The following is a 23,417-nucleotide window of genomic DNA, read 5'->3' on the forward strand; positions in this document are numbered from 1 at the left end:
CCCATAGGTGACAGAAATGGATAATTCCCCTGGCAAGCAGGCGCACATCGATCGCTGGCAGAAGGACCGCCAGAAGGCTTTCAAAATAGTACCCGAAGGCGGCAAGACGTTCCGCTACCTGGGCAAGGAATTCCACGTTTTTCCCAATACCTTCTGGCCCTACACGGATAGCCAGCCGCTGGTCAGCAGCCTGCGCGTCAAGCCGGGGGACAGCGTGCTCGATGTCGGCACCGGCTCCGGCGTCATCGCGGTATTCGCTTGTTATGGCGGCGCCGCCCGCGTGCTGGCGGTCGACATCAATCCCGCCGCGCTGAAGAGCGCCCAGCACAACGCCACCGAGCACGGCTTCGGCGAAACGATGGAAGTGCGCTATTCCTGCCTGTTCGACGGCATCGGCGATGAGCAGTTCGACGTCATCACCGCCAACCTCCCCTTCCGCAACAAGGAGGCGCCCGACGTTGTCGCGCGTTCGCAGTGGGACACCGACTTCAAAACCAATACCCAGTTCTTCCAGCAGGTCGGCAAGTATCTGAAACCGGATGGGCGCATCTACTTCGCGCATTCCAATTTCGGCGCGGTCAAGGAAGTGCGCAAGCTGGCCAAGGAAAACGGCTACAGCATGCGCATGGTGGCGCGCGCGCGCGCCGACGAGACCAAAGAGTTCTATGCGTTTCTCATCAAGCGATTGCCTCAAGCCGCAAGCGTATGAACGAAGCGTTAGATACCATCGCCGGCTTGCGCGCGGTCGCCCGCGCGCCTTGGCGTCCGCTGGTGCGGCGCGTGGCGGTGATACTGAGCAGCTCGCGCTCAGGATCCAGCCTGATCAAGCACGTACTGGCGGACCATCCCGACATCGCCTCGCTCGATGGCGAGATGGAGCCGTATCTGGCGCTCACGGGCAATAGTTTCGGCGTCCACGCCGACAGCGATGCCATCGGCGTATTGGCGCAGCCGGACGCCCTTGCCGACAACATCTTCGCCGAGCTCAGCGTACCGAGTCCGGTCCTGCCGCCATTGGAACAACTAAAGGACCGCTGGCGGCGGCGCCTGCTGTTGCAGTTCCCGTTGCTGTTCATCGAACCGGCGCAACAACGACAGCTCAACGATGCGCTGGATGTATCCCTGCAATCATGCCAGCAGCGGACGGATAGCGCGATACTGGCGTCGGTGTTTCGCGACCAGCCATGGCGCATGAATTTTTATGACGGGCAGCCACCATCGATGCTGCGCGATTTCGGGCTGGGCCCCAGCGGCTACTACGACGAGCAGCTGAAAATCGAAGAGCCGCCCTTCGTACTGCCGCGCAGCTACCGCCGCCAGTTCACCATCGACGACGCCGCCAACAAGATCCTGCTGTTCAAATCGCCGAGCGACGCCTATCGGATCGGCATGCATGAGCAGCTGTTCCCAAACGCCGAGATCCAATACATCCACCTTACCCGCGGCTATGCGCAATCGGTCAATGGCTTGATGGACGGCTGGCTGTCGCCCAAGGGCTTCTTCGCGCACGACATGGCGCGCGCCGGCACCGCGCTGCGGATAGGCGGCTACTCCGATGCCACCCCGTTCGGCCAGCGCTGGTGGAAGTTCGACCTGCCGCCCAACTGGCGCCAGTTCACCCACTCCAACCTGGGCGATGTCTGCCTGAACCAATGGCTGGCTTCCAATGAAGCGATCCTTGCCAGCGGCGTGCCGGCGCTGCGCGTGGCGTTCGAGGACTTCCTGGACCAGCCGGCGGCGCAGTTGCGGCGCATCGGCGACTTGCTTGGATTGTCCAGTCTGTCGCTGCCCCCGCGGCTCCCGGTCACGATGGCCACCGAGGCCCCCAGCGCGCTGCGCTGGCGCAAGCGCGAACAGGCTTTACTGGACATGGGCCAGCGCCCGCCGGTGCTGGCGATGATGGAGCAGCTGGGCTACACGATGAATCCGGAGTCCTGGACATGAACAATCACTTGCTGGTGCCCTTCCTGATCGGGCAACGACGCGACGGCCTGCGCCGCGTCACCGACCTGGACCGGCATGACTGGGACGTGGTCGACGTCGCCGATTTTACCGATGTCACGCTGAGCGATCCCAACGAGAAGCTGCGCAGGATGGGCAGGATCTACGCCGGGATGGCGGAGCGCGTTCACCGGATCGTCGAGGCGGGCCAGGTCCCGGTCAGCATCGCCGGCGACTGCATGTCCACGCTCGGCATGCTGGGCGGCCTGCAACGCAGCGGACGCCCGCCGGACCGCATCCTGTGGCTCGACGCCCATGGCGATTTCCACACCTGGGAAACCACGCAGACCAAATACCTCGGCGGCATGCCGCTGGCGATCTTGGTGGGGCGCGGCGACCGCCGCAAGCAAAGCCGCGACAGCATCGGTTCGATGCTGGCCACCATCGGCGTCACGCCTTTCCGCGAACAGCAGGTGATCCTGTCCGATGCGCGCGACCTCGACCCGGGTGAGCTGGAAGCGGTGCGCAGCTCCGGCATCACCTGCTGCACCATCGCGCAAATCGGCCAGCATCTGAAACCGGGCGAGCGCCTCTACGTGCATTTCGACAGCGACGTGATGGACGCGGAAGCGGATATCCCGGCGCTGAAATACCACGTCAAATCGGGGCCGAGCTACGCCGACATGGCGGCACTGTTCCGCTCGCTGCGCGGGCCTGACATCGTCGCGATATCGGTGTCTGCCTGGCATGAGGAAAAGGACCTGGACAACGCGGCAGCGCGGGCCTGCCTGGCGCTGCTGGGTGAGTTGGAGACAGTAGGTAGCTAAAAACTCCAGCTGAGTTAGCTGTCTGGGATAGGCCGGAAGTAAGCAATGATACTGGCGGAATTTCTTACGCAGATTTGAACGTGGTTCTTCCTCTCTATCCGCGCCCCCGGGTAAATCGGGCCACCTTCCCAAAAGGCGCCTCTTACAGTGTCATATGACTGAAGCGGGGCTGTGTCCGGGTTTACTTCCTGCCATTCGACAGTACGGGTGACGGCTCTGAGCTCATGTACCATGTTAATGACAGCGCAATCCAATTTACGCATCCAGAGTTCCTTGCCTTCACCATTCTTCGGTAAAAATTCCACTCCGCCGCGCGCTGTCAACAATGCGTCGTAGCCGACTTCGAGGTAGCTGAGCCCTCTGGCATCCAGCAAATTCAAGCACAGCCCGGGATCGATAATTGCTCCCACCACGGCCACTTTTTCCTTGCGCCCTTGCCACTTGAATTTTTCGCGAACAAATTGTTCCGCTCTGAGCGGACTGTATTCCCAAAAGTAAATCCCGTGGCCAAGCCAGTCGTAATCGTTCTCGCTTGCGGTGAGATGACTTTTCCCCGCTAAAACCTTCTCGGCCGTTTTCTGGTCGGTACCGTGGAATCCGACGAGGAAGCTCGGTAGAAGTTCATAGCGGGAGCTGGCTGTCATCAGCCTTTGTACGCTTTTCTCAGGTTGCCAGCTGGGGTGGTGATCCCCGCTTTGGTGACAACACTTCGTAGTTTTTCTGGGTGACTCTTGAGTGCTGTCACGACTGAGCGAAATGTGGCCAACTCTTCAGTTGCCGACCGTTTCGTCTGGAACTGGTCTGTAGAAGATTTCCGTGTACTGAGCTTAGACATGATGACCTCTCCGATGTGAATCATTGTAGCACCGCACGCCTGTACGACGCGTTCTATGCACAGGGCTTCATGGCAGCGCGCGACCGCTTGTGGCAGATGGACCTGTGGCGCAAGCGCGGTCTCGGTGAAATGGCCAAGGACTTCGGTCCCGCCTACGCCGACGGCGACCGCATGGCGCGCGCGGTGCTGTTTCGCGGCGATATGTACCGCGAATGGATCGCCTACGGCGACGACGCCAAGCGCGTGGCCGAAGCCTTTGTCGCCGGCGTAAACGCCTATGTGCGTTTGACCGAGCACGAGCCGGCGCTGCTGCCGCCGGAATTCAAGCGTCTCGATTATCGGCAGGGCATCTGGAAGGCGGACGACATCGTGCGCATCCGCCATCACGGCCTGACCCTCAACTTCCTCGGCGAGGCGACGCGCGCGCAGGCCCGCTGCAAGGGCAAGGCTGACGGCGAGCGTGCCGACTGGCTGCGGCGCGAGCTCGACCCGCCCGTGACGCCGCAACTGGCCCAAGGGCTGGACCCGTGCGACATTCCCGTGGCCGCCATCGAGAAGGCCTACGGCTTGGCCACGGCGGTGGCGCGCTTTCCGAAAGAGGCGTTCGCCGCGCAGCTGGCCGGCACGCCGGCAGCGGCCGAGCTGTATGCGCTGGAGCCGGCCGACGGCGAGAGCATGCGCAGCACCGGCTCGAACAGCTGGGTCGTTGCGCCCACGTGTACGTGTACGAGACCAATCCTGCCGATGCGCGCGAGTACCGCTATCAGGGCCGTTGGGAAGCCATGCAGCGCATGACGGAAGCGATCAGCGCAACGGTGCGCTGAATCGCTGGGGGGCACCTGGTTTGAACATGGTGTATGCCGACCGACGCGGCAATATCGGCTGGCATCCGGTCGGCCTGACGCCGATCCGGCCCAACTGGGACGGGCTGACACCGGTGCCGGGCGACGGCCGTTACGAATGGGCCGGCTACCGCACGATGGACCAATTGCCGACGGTACTCAATCCGGCCGCAGGTTTTGTCGTCACCGCCAACGAGAACGGCATCCCGCCCGGCCACCCGGCCGCGAAGCTGGGCATCGGCTACGAGTGGGCCGACAACGCGCGCGCGCGGCGGCTCAATCCCCTGCTGGCGGCGCAGCCCAAAGTGAGCGTGGCGCAGGCGCAGGCGTGGCAGAACGACGTGGTGTCGACGCCCGCGCGCCAGGCCGTCGCACTGCTCAAGGACCTGCCAGCCAACGGCGATGCGGTCCGCGACGCGGCGCTGGCGGCGCCGTCCGGCTGGCTCACCCCGGCGCAGCGCGACGAGGTGCTGGGCAGTTCGCTCAAGGCCGCCATGACGGAAACGGCGCGCCTGCTCGGCCCCGACGCCAAGACCTGGCAATGGGGCGCGCTGCACAAAGCGGCCTTCCATCACCCGATGGACCAGCTGTTCGATGCGGCCACCGCCAAGCGCATGAACGTGGAGGCGGGTGCTATGGGCGGTTCGTCCTACACGCCGATGGCGGCCGCCTACCGCGCCAGCGACTTCGAACTGACCTTTGGCGCTTCGGTGCGCATGGTGCTCGATGTCGGCAACTGGGATGGTTCGCGCATCGTCAATGCGCCGGGCCTGTCGGGCAACCCGGACAGCGCGCACTACCGCGACCTGGCGCCGCTGTGGGCGCGCGGCGGCTACTTCCCGATGCTGTACAGCCGCGCAGCCATCGACAAGGCGACCACGGAAGTCATCGAACTCGCGCCCGCAGCGCATTAGACAGGCGCCGCCGGGCCGCGCATCCCGGTAAAAATATCTTCACAAATAGCTTGCTATTCAATAGCACACGATCTATAGTGTGGTCATGGGCGCTGCAAACAGCGCCGAATAGTAGTAGAAGTAAGTAGCTAGCTATTAAATAGTTGATTAAGCATTCTCACTCACTCAAAGGAATATTATCATGTCGATCCAACAAGTTCTGTACCGCGCAAACGCAAAAGCAACCGGTGGCCGCGAAGGCCGTGCGGTTTCCTCCGACGGCGTGCTGGACGCCAAGCTGACCACCCCGAAAGAACTGGGCGGCGCCGGCGCCGTCGGCACCAACCCTGAGCAGCTGTTCGCTGCCGGCTACTCGGCCTGCTTCATCGGCGCGATGAAATTCGTCGGCGGCCGCGACAAGATCGCCGTCCCGGCCGACGTTTCGGTCGAAGGCACGGTCGGTATCGGCGCCATCCCTACCGGTTTCGGCATCGAAGTCGAACTGAAAATCTCGCTGCCAGGCCTGGACCGCGCGGAAGCCGAGAAACTGGTCGCCGCCGCCCACATCGTGTGCCCATACTCGAACGCCACCCGCGGCAACATCGACGTCACGCTGACCATCGTTTAATCGAGACGGTCCCCGCATGAAAGGCCGGCCCCTCCTCCGAGGCGCCGGCCTTTTTTCACATACAATCGTTGTTTTGAACCGCATCGGGACACGCAATGATTGAGTGGCAATGGCTGGCCTTTGACGACATCCCCCGCCTGGACTGGTATGAAGTGCTGCTGCAGCGCCAGCAGGTGTTCATCCTGGAGCAGACCTGTTTGTACCCGGACATCGACGGCTGCGATCCGCAATGCCATCACCTGATGGCCTGGCGCGAGATCGACGGCAAGCGCACGCTGGTCGCGTATCTGCGCTGCGTGCCGCCCGGCGTGAAGTACGATGAAATGTCGCTGGGCCGCGTGCTGACCACGCAGGCCGCGCGCGGCAGCGGCATCGGCCGCGAGCTGCTGGCCAAGGCGATCCCGCTGGCCGAAGCGCTGCATCCCGGCCACGGCTTCCGCATCGGCGCGCAGGCGCACCTGGAAAAATTCTACAGCGGCTACGGCTTCAAGACGGTGACCGAGCCGTACGACGAAGACGGCATCCTGCACATCGACATGGTGCGTTAGAAAGTCAGCGTGAAGCGCGCGCCGGCGCTGACCGAGCGCGCGTAGCGCACCGTGCCGCCGTTGGCGTGCACCAGGTGCCGCACCATCGCCAGGCCGATGCCCCGGCCCTGTTTTTTGGTCGAGAAGAACGGCGTGAAGATGTGCGCGGCCAGCGCCTCCGGCACGCCGGGGCCGTTGTCCACCACCTCGATGCGCAAACGGCCGCCCCGGCTGAAGCGCGCGCGCACCTGCGCTTCCGGCGCCTTGCCGGTGATGGCTTCGGATGCGTTCTTCAGCAGGTTGATCAGCGCCTGCTCCAGCTGGCCGGGATCGATCATCACCGCCAGCGACGCCGGCTCCACCGAGAACGACACCTTTCCGCCCAAGGCCTGCCATTGCGGCGCGATCAGCATCGACAGGCGGTCGAACAGTTCCTCCAGCAGCACCCGCTGCGGCTGCGCCTGCGACACGGTCGACAGGCTGCGGTAGCTGCCGACAAAATCGACCAGGCTGGCGGCGCGGCGCGAGATGGCGTCCAGCGCGGTGCCCAGGTCGGCGTGGATATCGGCCGGCAGTCCGGCCGCCGCTTCGTCCAGCAGCCCGCAGGCGGTGCGCGACAGGGACGCCACCGGGGTCAGCGAGTTCATGATCTCGTGGGTCAGCACCTGCACCAGTTCGCGCCAGGCGTTCAGGGCTTCGGCTTCCAGTTCGCTCTCCACCGGCATCAGCGCGGCCAGGCGCTGCGCCGTACCCTGCATGGTCAGCGCGGCGACGGCGACCAATGCGCGCTCCACGCCTCGCTCGGTGTCGAAGCTGATCAGCTGCCGTTGGCCGGCGGTCTGCGCGGCCAACAGCTGGTGCAGGTCCTGCGGCGCGCTGGCGCGGCCGGGTGCGAGCAGGCGGCGCGCGCTGGCGTTCAGCGGCGCCACCGCGCCGGCGCCGGCCGCGTTCTGGATGCTGAACAGCGCGATCGGCGCGTGTTCGAGCCGGGCTTCCAGCGCGTGGATGGTGTCGGCCAGTTCGCGGCCTGCGGGTGCGCCGTAATGCATCGCGCTGGCGTGCGCTTCCATGCGCGGGGTGCGGGGCGCCAGGCGGCGCAGGCATTGCCACAGCACGGCGGCAGGCAGCAGCGCGGCCAGGCAGCACAGCACGATGCGGCGCGGCTCGGGCGTGGCGGACATGACATCGGCAACGGCGGTCAGCGCCATCAAGCCGGCGACGCTGGCGACGGCGCCCAGCTTGAGGAGGCGCTCAGATGCCATGCTTGCCCAGCTTGCGGTACAACGCGGCGCGGCTGACGCCCAGCGATTTCGCGGCGTGGCTGATATTGCCGTTGAACTGGGCCAGCGCCGAGGCGATGGCTTCACGTTCCAGCGTGTCGAGCGTCATGTCGTTACTGGTGGCGCCGCGCGCTGCAGCGGCAGCGGCGCCGCCCGGCGACGCGATGAAATCGTCGCCATCGTCCGGCGCCGCGGCGCCGGCGCCCAGGCCGAAATCGCCCAGCGACAACTCAACGCCCTGCCCCAGGATCACGGCGCGTTCGCAGGCGTGGCGCAGCGCCCGCACATTGCCCGGCCAGTCGTGGCGCAGCAGGCCGTCCATCGCCGCCGCGTTCACGTTGCGGACCGGCCGGTCGTACTGCAAGGCGTACAGGTTCAGATAATGCGCCAGCAGCAGCGGTATGTCCTCGCGCCGCTCGCGCAGCGGCGGCACGCGGATCACGATGGTGTTCAGGCGGAACAGCAAGTCCGGCCGGAACACGGCGGGATCGAACAGCCGCGCCTCGTCCAGGTTGGTGGCGCTGACGATGCGTACGTCGATGGCTTCCGGCTTGTCGGCGCCGATCGGCGTCACCTCGCGCCGTTCCAGCGCGGTCAGCAGCTTGGCCTGCGCCGCCAGCGGCATGTTGCCGATTTCGTCCAGGAACAGCGAGCCGCCGCGCGCGGCCTGGAAGCGCCCCGCCCGGTCGGCCTTGGCGTCCGTGAACGAACCTTTGCGGTGGCCGAACAACTCGCTCTCGAAAGTCGACTCCGGCAGCGCCCCCATGTCCACCGCCAGCAGCGTGCCGGCCGCGCGGCGCGACAGCGCATGAATGGCGCGCGCCACCAGTTCCTTGCCGACGCCGTTCTCGCCCAGCACCATCACGTTCGCCTCGGTCGGCGCCACGCTGGCGATCAAGGCCTTCAACTCGCGCATCGCCGCCGATTCGCCCATCAGGTCGGGCGTGACCGCCGCCGGCCCGCGCATGGCGGCGCGGCGGGCCAGCGCCTGGTCGATGGCGGCCACCAGCCGCGCGTTGTCCCACGGTTTGGTGACGAAATCGCCGGCGCCGCGCTTCAGCGCTTCCACCGCCAGCGGCACGTCGGCGTAGGCGGTCATCGCGATCACCGCCGGCGGCTGCGGCTGCGAGCGCAGCAGGTCCAGCAGCGCCAGGCCTTCGGCGCCGTCGATGAAGCCGGGCGTGAAATTCAGGTCCAGCAGCACCACGTCCGGCACGCCCTGCGCCAGCAAGGCCGGCAAGCCCGCCGGATCGCACAGCGTGGCGACCTTGCCATAGCGCCGCCGCAGCAGCAACTGCGCGGCCGTGGCGACATCGGCGTCATCATCGAGTATCAGTACATAGGCGTTCATGCAGGCATTCTAGCAGCCGCCAACGGGCGCCGGACATGGCTTCCGGCCGCAGGCCTCGGGTACGCGCCGCAAGTGTTCAGTTCCGAACAGTGGCCGCTGTTCATAAGCGGACAGCGAACGGCCAATCCGGGCCAAACAGGCCGTCAACCTGGGCTTTTTGGCCATGGCACAGGGTTTGCTGTATGGCTTGCATGCACATCAAAAAAAATATCGGTCCCTCCCCTTCCCACCTGCCGTCCAGCGGCGCGGCGATGGACGTCGTGGTGCCCCGCAAACGCGGCAAGGCCATCGCCATCGGACTGGCGGCCACGCTGGCCGTGGCGGCGGCCGGCTATGCCCTGTGGTCGTGGATGCCGCGCGGCTTGCAGATCGACGACGCCGACCTGCGCATCGGCCAGGCCGCGCGCGGCATCTTCATCGACGAAATCGTCGTGCGCGCCAATGCGGAACCGCTCAATTCCGTGATACTCGACTCGGTCGAATCGGGCCGCGTCGAAGAAGTCTTCGCCATCGACGGCACGCTGGTGAAGAAAGGCCAGCTGCTGTTCCGCATCTCCAACCCGCAGCGCAACCTGGAACTGCTGGCGCGCCAGTCGGAACACGCGGTCAGCATCTTCAACCTGTCCAACCTGCGCGTGGCGCAGGAGGCCAGCGCCAGCGACCACCAGCGGCGGCGCGAAGACCTCCAGTACGCGCTGGATCAGGTCCGCAAGCAGCACGAACGCAACGTGAGGCTGGCGGCGCAAGGCTACATCTCCGCCGTCGCGCTGGAGGAATCGGCCGACAAGCTGCAGCAGCAACGCCGCCTGCTGGCGCAGGAGGAACGCGCCTCCGGCACCGAGGAAAGCGTGCGCCACAACGCCGCCACGCAGCTGGAAACGGCGATCGGCGGCCTGAACTCCGGCCTGAAGCTGGTCGCCGCCACGGTCGATGCGCTGGCCGTGCGGGCGCCGGTCGACGGCCGGCTGACCAACTTCCGCCTGCAGGTGGGCGAATCGATCAGCACCGGCAAGAACATCGGCCGCATCGACGATCCGGCGCGCTTCAAGCTCGCCGCCAGCGTCGACGAGTACTACCTGAACCGCATGGCGGTCGGCCGCCACGGCAGCGTCAAGCAGGACGAGCGCAGCTACGCGGTCGATATCCGCGCCATCTACCCGCAGATCAAGGAAGGCCGCTTCATGGTGGAACTGGTGTTCACCGGCGGCCAGCCGCCGGTGCTCAATCCCGGCCAGAGCCTGGACGCGCGCATCACGCTGGGCGAGCCGGCCAAGGCGCTGCTGCTGCCGAACGGCGCCTTCATCAACGACAGCGGCGGCGCCTGGGTCTATGTGCTGGACGCCGGCGGCCGCACGGCGCAGCGGCGCGCGGTGCGCGTCGGCCGCCGCAACAACAGCCAGCTCGAAGTACTCGAAGGCCTGGCCGCCGGCGACAAGGTGATCCTGTCCAGCTACGCGGCCTACGGAAATTCACCACGGCTGCAAATAACGCAGTAAATTCCCATCACTATCACTCAAGGCAAAACCCATGCTCAAACTCGTCGGCATCAGCAAAATCCACCAGGCAGGAGAAATCCAGACCACCGCGCTCGATCGCATCGACCTGGAAATCGAAGCGGGCGAATACGTCGCCATCACCGGGCCGTCCGGCTGCGGCAAGTCGACCATGCTGGGCATACTGGGCCTGCTGGACGTGCCGAACCACGGCGAATACTGGTTCGAGGGCCAGAACGTGGCCGGCTGGAGCGAATCGAAACTGAACCAGCTGCGGCGCGGCCGCATCGGCTTCATCTTCCAGAGCTTCAACCTGATCGAAGAGCTGACCGTGTTCGAGAACGTCGAACTGGCGCTGGAATACAACGGCACCCCGGCGCGCGAGCGGCGCGAACGCGTGACGGCGATGCTCAACAAACTGGGCGTGGGCCATCGCGCCGCACACCGCCCTTCGCAACTGTCGGGCGGCCAGCAGCAGCGGGTGGCGATCGCGCGCGCGCTGGTGGCCGGCCCCGCCGTCCTGCTGGCCGATGAACCGACCGGCAACCTGGACACCGCGCACGGCGATGAGGTCATGCGCCTGCTACGCGAGATCAACGCCGAAGGCACCACCGTGGTGATGGTCACGCACTCGCCGGACCACGCCGCGCAGGCTTCGCGCACCTTGAATCTGCTGGACGGCCGCATCATGGTCGACGTCCTGCAAGCCGCTTAAAGCGTCAGGATCACTTCCATGAACCTGCGCGACTTTCGCATCGGCTGGCGGCTGCTGTTGCAGCAGCCGGCCTACTCCGCCGTGGTCATCGGCGGCCTCGCCATCGGCTTTGCCGCCTGCTTCCTGCTGTTCGGCTTTGTCGAATTCTGCCTGAACTTCAACAGCGCGATACCCGACAACGACCGCCTGGTCGTGGTCAAGCAGCGCATCAACGTCTTCCCGCGTCCGGAATGGCAGGCCAGGGCCTTCATGCCGCTGCGCGATGTGGCCCTGGCCAGCGGCATGGTGTCGGCGGCCAGCGTTGCCTCGCCCATCGAGTTGCCGTTGCGCGCCGGGAGCGAATTGCGCGCGCTGGATCTGCAGGCGGTCGACCCCGATTTCCGCACCATGTTCGGCATCGTCGCGCTGCAAGGCGACTTGAGCGCCGCACTGGCGCAGCCGGATGGCCTGGCGTTGACGCGGACCGGCGCGCACAAACTGTTTGGCGCCAGTTCCGCGATCGGCCAGGCGGTCCGGGTCGACGGCACGGTATTGCAGGTACGGGCGCTGATGCCGGATCCGCCGGCCAACAGCAGCCAGCAGTACGAGGCGCTGGTCGGCACCAGCAGCAGCGCCTGGCCCCAGCGCGAAACCGCGATCAGCAAATGGGGGCGCGGCACCGTCTACATGAAACTCAAACCCGGCGCCTCGATGCCGGCGTTGACGGCGCTGCTGCAGGAAGCCAGTGAACAATCGCCGATCAACCAGCGCGTTAAAAACGGGGCGCTGGGCAAAGGCCTGAACGGCCGCAACGTCGCCGATATCAGCCTGCTGCCGCTGCACGACGCCTACTTCGACGAAGGCCTGGCCAACAGCCGCGCGGGCGAGAAGTACGGCCAGCGCAGCAGCGTGTTCGGGCTGGCGGCGGCGGGATTCCTGATCCTGCTGCTGGCCGCGATCAACTACATCAACCTGGCGACGGTGCGCACCCTGCGCCGCCAGCGCGAGATCGGCATCCGCAAGCTGCTGGGCGCCAGCTCGGCGCGGCTGGTGTGCCAGTTCCTCAGCGAGGCGGCGCTGACGTCGGTGCTGGCGACCATCGCCGGCCTGGTGCTGGCGTGGCTGCTGCTGCCGACGTTCGCAGAGCTGGTGAACCGTCCGCTGGCCGGCATGTTCACGGCCGGACGCTGCATGATCGCGCTGGCGTTCGGGCTGTTCATCGGCGTATGCGCCGGCGCCTATCCCGCATGGCTGGCGCAGCATGCGTTGCCGGGACCTGCGCTCGCGGGACGCGGCAACAGCGAAACCGCCGCCGGCCTGTGGGTCCGGCGCGTGCTCACCGTGCTGCAGTTTTCCAGCGCGATGGCGCTGTCGGCGACCGCGCTAGCGGTCGGCTGGCAGACGTATTTCGCCACCCATGCCTCGCCCGGATTCGATCCCGCGCACCTGCTGGTGCTGAACCTGCCGTCCAATGAGGAAGGCAAGCCGGGAGCTGTCGCCTTCATGGAGCAGCTGGCCCGGCTGCCGCGGATGGAAGGCGTGTCGTCCATCTCGGAGGCGGTGGGCCGCGACGGCATGAAGCTGACCAACACCGTGATGACCAGGGATGGCCGCGAGATACCACTGGAGGGCAAGTACGTCAGCGCCAACTGGTTTGAAGTGAACCGCCTGCATGCGCTGCACGGACGGCTGTTCACCGCCGCGCAGGACGTCGACTACGAAAAATCCAGGCGCGTGGTGGTCAACGCCGCCGCCGCGCTGGCGCTGGGGTATGCCGCGCCGCAGGACGCGGTGGGCCAGGTGGTACCGGGCGGGATGGAGATCGTCGGCGTCGCGTCCGACGTACGCTTCCAGGGACTGCACCAGCCACCGAAGGCGATCATCTACTTCGTCCGTCCGGGCGGCGTGCTGATGATACGCACCAACGACAACCTGGACACGGCGTACAGCGAGATCGAACCGCTGTGGCGCCGCCACTTCCCCAACGCCATCATGGAGATGAAGACGCAACAGGCCGTGCTGGAAGAACGCTACGCCACCGAAGCGCGGTTGATACGGATACTGGCCGCCACCAGCGTGATCGCCATCGCACTGGCGGCCTTCGGCATCTACGTGCTGTCGGCCTACAGCGTGCAGCGCAGCCGGCGCGAGATCGTGATGCGCAAGCTGCACGGCGCCGGACGGGTCGACATCGCACTGATGATGGGCCGTGAATTCTCGGCGCTGGTGGGGGCCGGTGCGTTGCTCGGCCTGCCGCTGGCGGCGGTGGCCATCCAGCGCTACCTGGCCGCCTACACCGAGCACGCGCCCATCGGCGTCTGGACGCTGGCGGCGGCGCTGGCGATGGCGCTGCTGGTGGCGCTGCTGGCCACCACCCGCCATACGGCGACCGCCTTGCGCATGTCGCCCGCATTGGCGCTGCGCGACTGAACCGGAGACCGACATGAAAACCAGCGACTTCCGCATCGGCTGGCGCCTGCTGCTGCGCCATCCGCTGCACTCCGCCGTGGAGATACTCGGGCTGGCGACCGGCTTCGCCGTCTGCTTCCTGCTGCTGGGGTTTGTGGCCTACTCCTTCAGCTACGACAGCGACGTGCCGCAACGCGAGCGCGTGTTCGTCGTCAAGCACCGGCTGAACTTCATCTCGCAGCCGCAATGGATGGAGTACACGCCGTTCGCGCTGCGCGAGGTGGCGCTGCGCAGCGGCCTGCCGCTGGAGGCCAGCGCCTGGTGGCCGCGCCAAACCACGCTGCAACTGCACGGACGCATGCAGCAGCTGGAGGTCACGGCGGTCGACCCGGCGTTCCAGTCCATCAGCGGCCTGCCCGCATTGGCCGGCGACCTGCGCGCGGCGCTGACCCAACCCGACGGCCTGGCCGTGACCCGGCAGACCGCGCTGCGCCTGTTCGGCACCACGCAGGCGCTGGGACGCACCATCGAGATCAATCGCCAGGCGCTGCAAGTACGGGCGGTGCTGGCGGACCGCCCGGCCAACAGCACGCTGCAATTCAACGCCCTGGTCGGCGTGGGCAGCGCGCTGTGGCCGGAGAAGGAGCGCCAGGATGCGCTGTCCAACTGGATGGGCATCGGCGGCCGCATCTACGTCAAGACCGGCCAGGGCGTCACTCCGCAGGCCTTGCAGCGGGCGCTGCAGGATGCGATCGACCGGGCGCCGTGGGCCAGCATGGCCACACCTGAAATGAAGGCGGCGCTGGGCCAGCGCAAGATGGTCGATGTCGGCCTCGGTCCGCTGGCCGACGCCTACTTCGACCGCAGTGTCGCCAACACCATGGGCACCGGCCCGCGCGGCGACATGCGCATGGTGCTGGCGCTCGGCGCCACCGGCCCGCTGATACTGCTGCTCGCCGTGATCAACTACGTCAACCTGGCGACGGTGCGCACCTTGCGCCGCCAGCGCGAGATCGCGGTGCGCCGCGTGCTAGGCGCCAGCACGCGCCAGTTGCTGGCGCAGTTCATGGCCGAATCGTTGCTGCTGTCGGTGGCCGCCGCCGCGCTGGGCGTGCTGCTGGCGTGGCTGCTGCTGCCGCTGGCCTCGGACCTGCTGGAGCGCCGCCTGGACGGCATGTTCACGCCGGCGTCGATCGCCGTGTGCCTGCTGGCCGGCGCCCTGGTCGGCGCGGCGGCCGGCGTCTATCCGGGCTGGCTGGCGCGCGGCGTCGACATGGGCATCACGCTGGCCCACCGCAGCGGCGAGACCGCAAGCGGCGCGTGGCTGCGCCGTGGCCTGACGGCGGTGCAGTTCGGCGCGGCGATGAGCATGGGCAGCGTGGCGCTGGCGATCCTGTGGCAGACGCAGTTCGCCGCCAAGGCGCCGCCGGGCTTCGATCCCGAACCGCTGCTGGTGGTGGAGATGGCGGAGAACCTGCGCGACAATCCCGCCGCCCGTTCGCTGCGCGACGCCATCGCGCAACTGCCCGGCGTGGCCGGTGTGGCGGACAGCCGCGACGTGCCGGGCCGCGACGACCAGACCGGCACCCACGGCAGCACCACGGTCAAGCGCGTGGACGGCAGCAGCGCGGCGCTGTCGGTGCATTTTGTCGGACCGGATTTCTTCAACGTCTACGGCCTGAAAGCCCTGGCCGGCCGTCTGTTCGATCCGCGCATCGACGGAGCGGCCGATGACGGCGAGCAGAACGTCGTGCTCAACCCGGCGGCGGTGCAGGCGCTGGGTTGGCAGTCCGCTCAGCAGGCGGTGGGGCAGCGCATCGACGGCACCCAGTTCCGCATCGCCGGCGTGACGCCCGACCTGCGCTGGGAAACGCTGCGCGATCCGGTGCGCCCGACCATGTACCAGATCGCCCGGGACAATCAGCTACTGACGGTACGCATGCGCGCCGCGCCGGATGCGCAAGGCCGCGCCGCGCTGGAGCAGGAAATCGCCACCGCCTGGAGCCGCTACTTCCCGGCCAGCGAACCGGTTATACGCCGCGCCGGCAGCTACTACGCGCTGGCCTATGCCGACGATGTGCGCATGGCCAGGCTGCTGGCCTGCGCCACGGCGGTGGTGTTCGCGCTGGCCGCCTTCGGCATCTACGTGCTGGCGGCGCACAGCGTGCAGCGCCGCGCGCGCGAGATCGTGCTGCGCAAGCTGCACGGCGCCGGCCGCAGCGCGATCGCACGCCTGGTCAGTCGCGAGTTCCTGCTGCTGACGATGGCCGCCGCCGCGGTCGGGATGCCGCTGGCGTGGCTGGCCATCGAGCGCTACCTGGCCGGTTTCGCGGCGCGCACGCCGCTGGGCGGCTGGGCACCGGCGGCGGCGCTGGCGTTCGCGCTGCTGGTCGTGGCGCTGGCCACCGCCCGCCACACGCTGGCGGCGATGCGCATCGCACCTGCGCAGGCGCTGCGCGACTAGGCATCGCAAAGGCAAAAAAAAAAGCAGCCAAGAAGTTGGCTGCTTTTTTTGTACTGGCTGTTTTACTTAACGCCCACCAGAACGATATCGAAGATCAGCGTCGAGTTGGCAGGAATGCCGTCCTTCGCCACCGCACCATAGCCGAGGTCGGGCGGGATAGTCAGCGTGCGCTTGCCGCCAACCTGCATACCGGGAACGCCCTGGATCCAGCCGGTGATGACCTTGCCATCTGCCAGTACAAAGTCAGTCGGCGTCTGGCCGGTGGTACTTACCTGCGGGCCACGACGGTCCGCACGGGTGCCATCGTACAGATACAGCGTGTAATTTACAGTCACGGTCTGGCCGGCTGACGCAGTGACGCCGGTGCCGATCACGGTATCGACCTTTTGCAGCGTCGGCAGTGGCGGAACGTTGGGGATTGTGACGCCCGGGATGACATCAACCAGCTCGAAATCATAGACCATCGGCGAATTGGCGGGAATCGCCGCGTAGCCGTACGGGTTAGGACTCGGCACAGCGCGCGTGCCGGCGCCGTACACCAGGTTGGCCGGCAGGATCACGGTGCGCTTGCCGCCTATTTTCATGGCGGCGACAGGCGCTACGCCGAGGACGGACTGGTCCCAGCCCACCGGAACCGCGCCCAGGCCCACCGTGAACGGCGTGGCCGGTTTGCCGGTATCGACCGAGCTTTCCACTTTGGCGCCCTTGAAATCGGACTTGGTCGAGTCATACAGATAGCCGGTGAAGTTGATCACCACAATGTCGCCCGCCTTGGGGGCGGCGCCGGTGCCGACCACGGTATCGGTCAGTTTGAACGCCGGTTGCACCACAACCACCGCCACCGGGGCTTTCGATCCGCCGCCGCAGGCCGTCAGGGCCGCTACGCAGGCAACGGCAGCAATATATTGAAACATCGATTTCATGATTACCTTTGATGAGTATTCGTATTGGTCCCACATTCGGAGCAGAAGTTTAGCAGACCATGCCGCTTCCGCTCCGGGCGCTACATTCGGTTACATCTTTTAGCGCCGCAGGTGTGCTTAAATTTCCACTTGCGTGCCAAGTTCGATCACGCGATTAGTGGGAATCTGGTAGTAGTCGGCGGCGCCGCGGGCGTTGCGCGACATCGCCACGAACAGGTGCTCGCGCCAGGTCGCCATGCCGGCGCCGGGGGTCGAGATCACCGTCTGGCGAGCGATGAAGAAGGAGGTCTCCATCATCTCGAACGGCAGGCCGAGGCAATCGCACAGGGCCAGCGCTTTCGGGATGTCCGGTTCGTCCTTGAAGCCGTAGTGGACGTTCACCTGGTAGCACTGGTGGCCCAGGTCCGTGACCTTGACCTGCTCGGCCTCCGGCACGAACGGTTCCTCCACCACGTGCACCGTGAAGAACACCACGCGCTCGTGCAGCACCTTGTTGTGCGACAGGTTGTGCAGCAGCGCGTGCGGCACGCCGTCGCTCTCGCCGCGCAGGAAGATGGCGGTGCCGTAGACCCGCGTCGGCGGCGCCACGAACAGCGAGGCCAGGAAGTCTTCCAGCGGGATCGCGTGCTTCTGCAAGTTCTGGAACACCAGCTCGCGGCCGCGCTTCCAGGTCAGCATCACGGTGAACAGCACGGCGCCCAGCAGCAGCGGGAACCAGCCGCCGTGGAACAGCTTGAGCGTGCTGGCCGAGAACAGCATGATGTCCATGATGATGAAGAAGCCGGTGGCGGCCAGGCACAGCGCCAGCGGCATGTGCCAGCGGTAGCGGGTGACGAAGAAGGTCAGGAAGGTGGTGGCCAGCATGGTCGCCGTCACCGCGATGCCGTAGGCGCCGGCCAGCTTGTCCGACGAGCCGAAGCCGATCACCGCCAGCAGCACCACCGCCAATTGCAGCCAGTTGACGGCCGGGATGTAGATCTGGCCGATTTCACGCTCGGAGGTATGCACCACGCGCATGCGCGGCAGCAGGCCCAGGGCGATGGCCTGCTTGGTCATCGAGAAGGTGCCGGAGATGGTGGCCTGCGAGGCGATCACGGTCGCCATCGTCGACAGCACCACCAGCGGGTAGACGCTCCACGCGCCGAGCTGCTGGAAGAAGGGATTCGAGATGGCTTCCGGGTGGACCAGCAGCAGCGCGCCCTGGCCCAGGTAGTTCAGCGCCAGCGCGGGGAACACCACCAGGAACCAGGCGGCGCGGATCGGCTTCTTGCCGAAATGGCCCATGTCCGCGTACAGCGCCTCGGCGCCGGTGAAGGCCAGCACCACCGCGCCCAACGCGACGAAGGCGATCATGCGGTTCTGCAGCATGAAGCGGAAGGCGTTCCACGGATTGAGCGCCCACAAAATCTGCGGCGCTTCGATGATGTTGACCAGGCCCATGACGGACAGCGCGGCGAACCACACCATCATCACCGGGCCGAACAGGCGGCCGATGCCGGCCGTGCCGTGGCGTTGCACCGCGTACAGCGTGACCAGTACGATGATGGTCAGCGGCACGACGTATTGTCCCAGCCCCGGCGCTGCCACTTCCAGGCCTTCCATCGCGCTCAGCACCGAGATGGCCGGCGTGATGACGCTGTCGCCGTAGAACATGGTGGCGCCGAACACGCCCAGCAGCATCAGCGGATAGTGCCAGCGCGGCGCCGCCTTGCTGACCGAATTGAGCACCAGCGCCATCAGCGCCATGACGCCACCCTCGCCGCGGTTGTCGGCGCGCAGCACCAGCGTGACGTATTTGAGCGAGACGATCATCGTCAAGCCCCAGAAAATCAGGGAAATGATGCCCAGCAGGTTGAACTCGTTCAACGCCAGGCCGTGCTCGGGAGCGAAGATGGTTTTGAGGGTGTAGAGGGGACTGGTACCGATGTCGCCGTAGACGATGCCTATCGCAGCCAGCGTCAGTGCGACGAGGCTGCTTTTCTTATGTTGCTCGGTCAAGATTGCACCTGTTGTTGTTTTGGTGCATTGCACAATAGGATAAGTATTTGCAAAAGGCAAGGAGATTTTCGCATGGAAGGACATTCCAAAAATTCAATATCGCCAGTGTACGCTGGTGCGGGCTGAAGCGCGAGTTCGGCGGCAGGCGCGGCGGCGGGCCCGGCAGCGGCGGCGCGCCATTTCGGCGATAATGGCAGACCTTGCCCTCCGCCCCGCCGTCCATCCCCATGAACATAGGTATTGTTTACGCCACATTTGCGTTCTTTTGCTGGGGTTTGTTCCCGCTGTATTTCCACGCCATCGGCGAGGTGCCGGCGATGGAAATCCTGGCGCACCGCATGCTGTGGTCGCTGTTGTTCCTGGGCCTGGTGCTGACCGCGCGCCAGCAATGGAAATGGTTGCCGAAGGTGCTGCGCAATCCGCGCGTGCTGGCCAGCTTTGTCGCCTCCGCGCTGCTGCTGACGGCGAACTGGTTCGTCTACATCTGGTCGGTCAACAATGGCCACGTCATCGACGCCAGCCTGGGCTACTTCATCAATCCGCTGATCAATGTGCTGCTGGGACTGCTGGTGCTGAAGGAAAAACTGCGCCGCGGCCAGTGGATCGCCATCGCCGTGGCGGCCAGCGGCGTGCTGTGGCTGACCTGGTCGGCCGGCCAGGTGCCGTGGATCGCCCTGATACTGGGTCTGACCTTCGGCTGCTACGGCCTGCTGCGCAAGACCGCCGCGCTGGCGGCGCTGGAAGGGCTGTCGCTGGAGACCATGCTGCTGTTCCCGCTGGCGCTGGTGTATGTGGTGTGGCTGACCTTGCATGGCCAGAACACCTTCATCGACACCCCGTACGACAGCACCCGCTGGCTGCTGGCGGCGGCCGGGCCGATCACCGCGATACCGCTGGTGATGTTCGCGGCCGGCGCGCGCAAGATCCCGATGTCGGTGCTGGGCCTGCTGCAATACCTGTCGCCCACCATGCAGGCGCTGCTGGGCGTGTGGGTGTTCCACGAAGGCTTCCCGCCGGCGCGGCTGATCGGCTTCGCCATCATCTGGAGCGCGCTGGCGCTGTACGTGGCCGAGGGACTGTGGGCCGGCAAACGCGCTAAATAGTGGGCGGGCGGCGGGATTTATCGTATCCTGTCGTCCTTCCTTGCGTTTCTACGCAATTAAAAAATTCTTACTGAGATTCTCAATGGCAAATTACGTCTACACCATGAACAAGGTGGGCAAAATCGTCCCGCCCAAGCGCCAGATTCTGAAAGATATTTCGCTGTCCTTCTTCCCGGGCGCGAAAATCGGCGTGCTGGGCCTGAACGGCTCCGGTAAATCGACCTTGCTGAAAATTATGGCAGGCATCGACACCGACATCCAGGGCGAAGCCGTGCCGATGCCGGGCCTGAACATCGGCTACCTGCCGCAGGAACCGCAGCTCGATCCCGAAAAAACCGTGCGCGAGGAAGTCGAATCTGGCCTGGGCGAAGTGTTTGAAGCGCAAGCCAAGCTGGAAGCCGTGTACGCCGCCTACGCCGAGGAAGACGCCGACTTCGACGCCCTCGCCACCGAGCAGGCGCGTCTGGAAGCGATCATCTCGACCTCCGACGGCGGCAACCTGAACCTGCAACTGGAAATGGCCGCCGACGCGCTGCGCCTGCCGCCTTGGGAAGCCAAGATCGGCGTGCTGTCCGGCGGTGAAAAGCGCCGCGTGGCGCTGTGCAAGCTGCTGCTGTCCAAGCCGGACATGCTGCTGCTCGACGAACCGACCAACCACCTGGACGCCGAGTCCGTCGAATGGCTCGAACAATTCCTGCTGCGCTTCCCGGGCACCGTGGTCGGCATCACCCACGATCGCTACTTCCTCGACAACGCCGCCGAATGGATCCTGGAGCTGGACCGCGGCCATGGCATCCCATGGAAGGGCAACTACTCGTCGTGGCTGGACCAGAAGTCCAACCGCCTGAAGCAGGAAGAATCGACCGAGTCGGCGCGCCAGAAAGCGCTGCAAAAGGAATTGGAATGGTCGCGCCAGAATCCGAAGGCGCGCCAGGCCAAGTCCAAGGCCCGCCTGGCCCGCTTCAACGAACTGAGCGAGTACGAATACCAGAAGCGCAACGAGACCCAGGAGATCTTCATCCCTGTGGCCGAGCGTCTGGGCAACGAAGTGATCGAGTTCAAGAACGTGTCGAAAGCGTTTGGCGACCGCCTGCTGATCGACAATGTGTCGTTCACGATACCGCCGGGCGCCATCGTCGGCATCATCGGCCCGAACGGCGCCGGTAAATCGACCTTGTTCAAGATGATCGCCGGCCTCGACAAGCCGGACAGCGGCGAAGTGGTGATCGGCCAGACCGCCCGCATCTCGCTGGTGGACCAGAGCCGCGACACGCTCAGCGACAGCAAGAGCGTGTTCGAGGACGTGTCCGGCGGCGCCGACATGCTCAGCGTCGGCCGTTTCGACATGCCGTCGCGCGCCTACCTGGGCCGCTTCAACTTCAAGGGTTCGGACCAGCAGAAGATCGTCGGCAACCTGTCCGGCGGTGAACGCGGCCGCCTGCACCTGGCCAAGACGCTGCTCAAGGGCGGCAACGTGCTGCTGCTGGATGAACCGTCGAACGATCTGGACGTGGAGACCCTGCGCGCGCTGGAAGATGCGCTGCTGGAGTTCGCCGGTTCCGTGCTGGTGATCTCGCACGATCGCTGGTTCCTGGACCGTATCGCGACCCACATCCTGGCCTTCGAAGGCAACTCGCAGGTCACCTTCTTCGACGGTAACTATCAGGAATACGAAGCCGACAAGAAGAAACGTCTGGGCGAGGAAGGCGCGAAACCCAAGCGTATCCGCTACAAGCCACTGACCGTGTAAACGACGAAGGCCACCTCGATGAGGTGGCCTTTTTTCATAGTTGTGAACCGAACTTAGAAGTTGTAGCGCACGCCGGCGGTGATCGCGCCGTTCTTACGGCCCAGGTCGACCTTGTTCTTGCCGTAGTTTTCATACTCCAGCGAGACTTTCACCTGCTTGCTGATCGCATACTCGGCGCCAATCGAAGCATACAGCGCGCTCTTGTTGGCGTCGCCGCTAGCGGTGGCGATGCCGGTGGTGGTGACGGCGTTGTGGTTGCGCGCCACGCCCAGCTTGCCGAACAGCGAAATCTGCTCGTTCACTGGCCAGGTGCCCTTGCCGGCGACGTAGAACGAATGCGCGTCGGACTGCACGCGGCCGGCGGCGCCGTTCACGGTGTAGTTGTAGTCTTGCTTGCCGAAGTTGGTGTAACCGCCTTCAACCGCCCAGGTTTTGTCGATGTTGTAACCGCCGTAGATCTTGCCGGCGGCCTTGGTGCCGCTGTTGCCGGAAGTGCTGACGGCGTTCGGCACGTCGAACTTGTAGCGGCTGCCCAGCACGCCAGCGCCGACGTAGGCGCTGCCTGCGTCGTCGCCGAAATCGGCGGCATAAGCGGAGGTGCCGGCCAGAGCGGCGGCGGAAGCAACTAATGCGAACAGAATTTTTTTCATCATCGTGATCTTTCAGCAAAATGAGTGTTGGACTTGCTTGGGATCGCAGTTCTCTGAAGTGCGATGGAGCCAAGATAGCACTCACGACTACACCTGTCCGCACCGATTTAGTAAGAAGTGTGACAGGATGTAAGCCGAATAAAGGCCGGCATAAATAGGCTTATACCAAACTTAAGAGACACTTAAGGTTCGCGCAAAATATTGCGGAAAGTGAGGTTGATGCGCGGCCCTTTGGGCCCGCGTTCCTTGTTGATGCCGTGCAGCCAGTGATGCTGCAGGCTGCCCGCCATCAGCAGCAGGCAGCCGTCGCCCAGCGCCAGCTTGACGGTCTTCGGCAGGGTCCGGTGCTTGAGAATGAAGGTGCGCGCCGCGCCGAAGCTGACCGAGGCGATGGCGGGATTCGGCCCCAGCGTGGGCTCGTTGTCGGCATGGAAGCCCATGCGGTCGTGCTCGTCGCGGTAGTAGTTCAGCAGCAGGCTGTTGAACTGGCGGCCGGTGGCCAGCTCCACTGCCTGTTTAATGTGCAGCTGCAACGGTGTGAAGGGCAGCGGATGGAACAGCTTGCCGGAGTAACGGTAGCGGGCGTCGCCATGCCAGGCGCTCAGGCGCGGCTGCATGTGCAGCTTGCCCCAGACCTGGATCTGTTCCTCGCGCCAGTCGGTTTCGTCGAGCAGGCGCTGCATGGCCTCGGCCGGCGCCAGGTCCAGCGCCAGCCGCTGCAGGAACCACAGTTCGCCATCCTCGATCGGGATCGGCATCAAGGCATTGTCGTCGGCAAATAAGTCCATGCGCGTTATGATACCGGCACT

The 23,417-nt window shown here is 65.4% G+C and carries 18 protein-coding genes and 1 pseudogene; 12 read left to right on the forward strand and 7 right to left on the reverse strand.

Going from position 1 to position 23,417, the window contains the following annotated elements; translation table 11 throughout:
- Positions 1-16: 16 nt before the first annotated feature.
- From AC1RMD_RS01395 to AC1RMD_RS01405, 3 genes are read left to right on the forward strand one after another with little or no spacing between them, the layout of a single operon-like run.
- The gene (locus AC1RMD_RS01395) at positions 17-709 is read left to right on the forward strand and encodes a methyltransferase (RefSeq protein WP_492922930.1); all 693 of its coding nucleotides are present in this window, start codon (positions 17-19) and stop codon (positions 707-709) included.
- Entirely contained in the window at positions 706-1,944 is a 1,239-nt protein-coding gene (locus AC1RMD_RS01400) for a hypothetical protein (protein WP_492922932.1), read from the forward strand. Before AC1RMD_RS01395 ends, AC1RMD_RS01400 begins: the two co-directional genes overlap by 4 nt.
- On the forward strand, positions 1,941-2,768 hold the full coding sequence (locus AC1RMD_RS01405; RefSeq protein WP_492922934.1) for an arginase family protein: 828 nt from the start codon (positions 1,941-1,943) through the stop codon (positions 2,766-2,768). The genes AC1RMD_RS01400 and AC1RMD_RS01405 overlap by 4 nt, the downstream gene beginning before the upstream one ends.
- A gap of 14 nt (positions 2,769-2,782) precedes the next feature.
- Here AC1RMD_RS01405 and AC1RMD_RS01410 read toward each other — a convergent pair whose 3' ends face one another.
- Entirely contained in the window at positions 2,783-3,412 is a 630-nt protein-coding gene (locus tag AC1RMD_RS01410; protein WP_492922936.1) for a hypothetical protein, read from the reverse strand.
- Positions 3,413-3,618: 206 nt separating this feature from the next.
- On the opposite strand from AC1RMD_RS01410, the pseudogene AC1RMD_RS01415 reads away from it, so the two are divergent.
- From AC1RMD_RS01415 to AC1RMD_RS01425, 3 genes and pseudogenes are all read left to right on the forward strand, one after another.
- Positions 3,619-5,359: pseudogene (locus tag AC1RMD_RS01415) on the forward strand (penicillin acylase family protein); the annotation flags it as partial.
- Between the two features lie 181 nt (positions 5,360-5,540).
- Positions 5,541-5,966 (forward strand): organic hydroperoxide resistance protein, encoded by a 426-nt coding sequence (locus AC1RMD_RS01420; protein WP_492922938.1) that lies wholly within the window; start codon positions 5,541-5,543, stop codon positions 5,964-5,966.
- Between the two features lie 95 nt (positions 5,967-6,061).
- Complete coding sequence (locus AC1RMD_RS01425; protein WP_492922940.1) at positions 6,062-6,514, forward strand: GNAT family N-acetyltransferase; 453 nt, start codon at positions 6,062-6,064, stop codon at positions 6,512-6,514.
- Here AC1RMD_RS01425 and AC1RMD_RS01430 read toward each other — a convergent pair.
- Together AC1RMD_RS01430 and AC1RMD_RS01435 are read right to left on the reverse strand one after the other, a co-directional pair.
- The gene (locus AC1RMD_RS01430) at positions 6,511-7,755 is read right to left on the reverse strand and encodes a sensor histidine kinase (RefSeq protein ID WP_492922942.1); all 1,245 of its coding nucleotides are present in this window, start codon (positions 7,753-7,755) and stop codon (positions 6,511-6,513) included. The genes AC1RMD_RS01425 and AC1RMD_RS01430 overlap by 4 nt on opposite strands.
- Entirely contained in the window at positions 7,745-9,124 is a 1,380-nt protein-coding gene (locus AC1RMD_RS01435; protein ID WP_492922944.1) for a sigma-54-dependent transcriptional regulator, read from the reverse strand. Before AC1RMD_RS01435 ends, AC1RMD_RS01430 begins: the two co-directional genes overlap by 11 nt.
- A gap of 191 nt (positions 9,125-9,315) precedes the next feature.
- Here AC1RMD_RS01435 and AC1RMD_RS01440 point away from each other — a divergent pair, with 191 nt between their 5' ends.
- The 4 genes from AC1RMD_RS01440 to AC1RMD_RS01455 are packed head-to-tail and all read left to right on the forward strand — an operon-like array spanning position 9,316 to position 16,184.
- Entirely contained in the window at positions 9,316-10,620 is a 1,305-nt protein-coding gene (locus AC1RMD_RS01440) for an efflux RND transporter periplasmic adaptor subunit (RefSeq protein ID WP_492922946.1), read from the forward strand.
- Between the two features lie 31 nt (positions 10,621-10,651).
- Positions 10,652-11,332, forward strand: coding sequence for an ABC transporter ATP-binding protein (locus AC1RMD_RS01445; RefSeq protein ID WP_492922948.1), 681 nt, complete (start codon positions 10,652-10,654; stop codon positions 11,330-11,332).
- An 18-nt stretch (positions 11,333-11,350) separates the two neighbouring features.
- Positions 11,351-13,741, forward strand: coding sequence for an ABC transporter permease (locus AC1RMD_RS01450; protein WP_492922950.1), 2,391 nt, complete (start codon positions 11,351-11,353; stop codon positions 13,739-13,741).
- A 13-nt stretch (positions 13,742-13,754) separates the two neighbouring features.
- Complete coding sequence (locus tag AC1RMD_RS01455; protein ID WP_492922952.1) at positions 13,755-16,184, forward strand: ABC transporter permease; 2,430 nt, start codon at positions 13,755-13,757, stop codon at positions 16,182-16,184.
- 62 nt (positions 16,185-16,246) lie between these two features.
- Here the strand turns inward: AC1RMD_RS01455 and AC1RMD_RS01460 are convergent, their stop codons facing one another.
- Positions 16,247-17,107 (reverse strand): FKBP-type peptidyl-prolyl cis-trans isomerase, encoded by an 861-nt coding sequence (locus AC1RMD_RS01460; RefSeq protein WP_492922954.1) that lies wholly within the window; start codon positions 17,105-17,107, stop codon positions 16,247-16,249.
- A gap of 117 nt (positions 17,108-17,224) precedes the next feature.
- Positions 17,225-19,105 (reverse strand): potassium transporter Kup, encoded by a 1,881-nt coding sequence (locus AC1RMD_RS01465; protein ID WP_492922956.1) that lies wholly within the window; start codon positions 19,103-19,105, stop codon positions 17,225-17,227.
- Positions 19,106-19,332: 227 nt separating this feature from the next.
- Between AC1RMD_RS01465 and rarD the strand changes: the two genes are divergently transcribed.
- Positions 19,333-20,208 (forward strand): EamA family transporter RarD, encoded by an 876-nt coding sequence (rarD, locus tag AC1RMD_RS01470; RefSeq protein WP_492922958.1) that lies wholly within the window; start codon positions 19,333-19,335, stop codon positions 20,206-20,208.
- A gap of 82 nt (positions 20,209-20,290) precedes the next feature.
- Positions 20,291-21,958, forward strand: a complete 1,668-nt coding sequence (ettA, locus tag AC1RMD_RS01475; RefSeq protein WP_492922960.1) for an energy-dependent translational throttle protein EttA — start codon at positions 20,291-20,293, stop codon at positions 21,956-21,958.
- 53 nt (positions 21,959-22,011) lie between these two features.
- On the opposite strand, the gene AC1RMD_RS01480 is transcribed toward ettA, so the two are convergent.
- On the reverse strand, positions 22,012-22,611 hold the full coding sequence (locus AC1RMD_RS01480; RefSeq protein WP_492922962.1) for an outer membrane beta-barrel protein: 600 nt from the start codon (positions 22,609-22,611) through the stop codon (positions 22,012-22,014).
- A 179-nt stretch (positions 22,612-22,790) separates the two neighbouring features.
- A complete protein-coding gene (locus AC1RMD_RS01485) occupies positions 22,791-23,396 on the reverse strand; it encodes an alpha-ketoglutarate-dependent dioxygenase AlkB family protein (protein ID WP_492922964.1) in 606 nt (201 codons plus the stop codon).
- Between the last annotated feature and the right edge of the window lie 21 nt (positions 23,397-23,417).

The organism is Duganella sp. GW822-FHT06D06 (assembly GCF_058799615.1).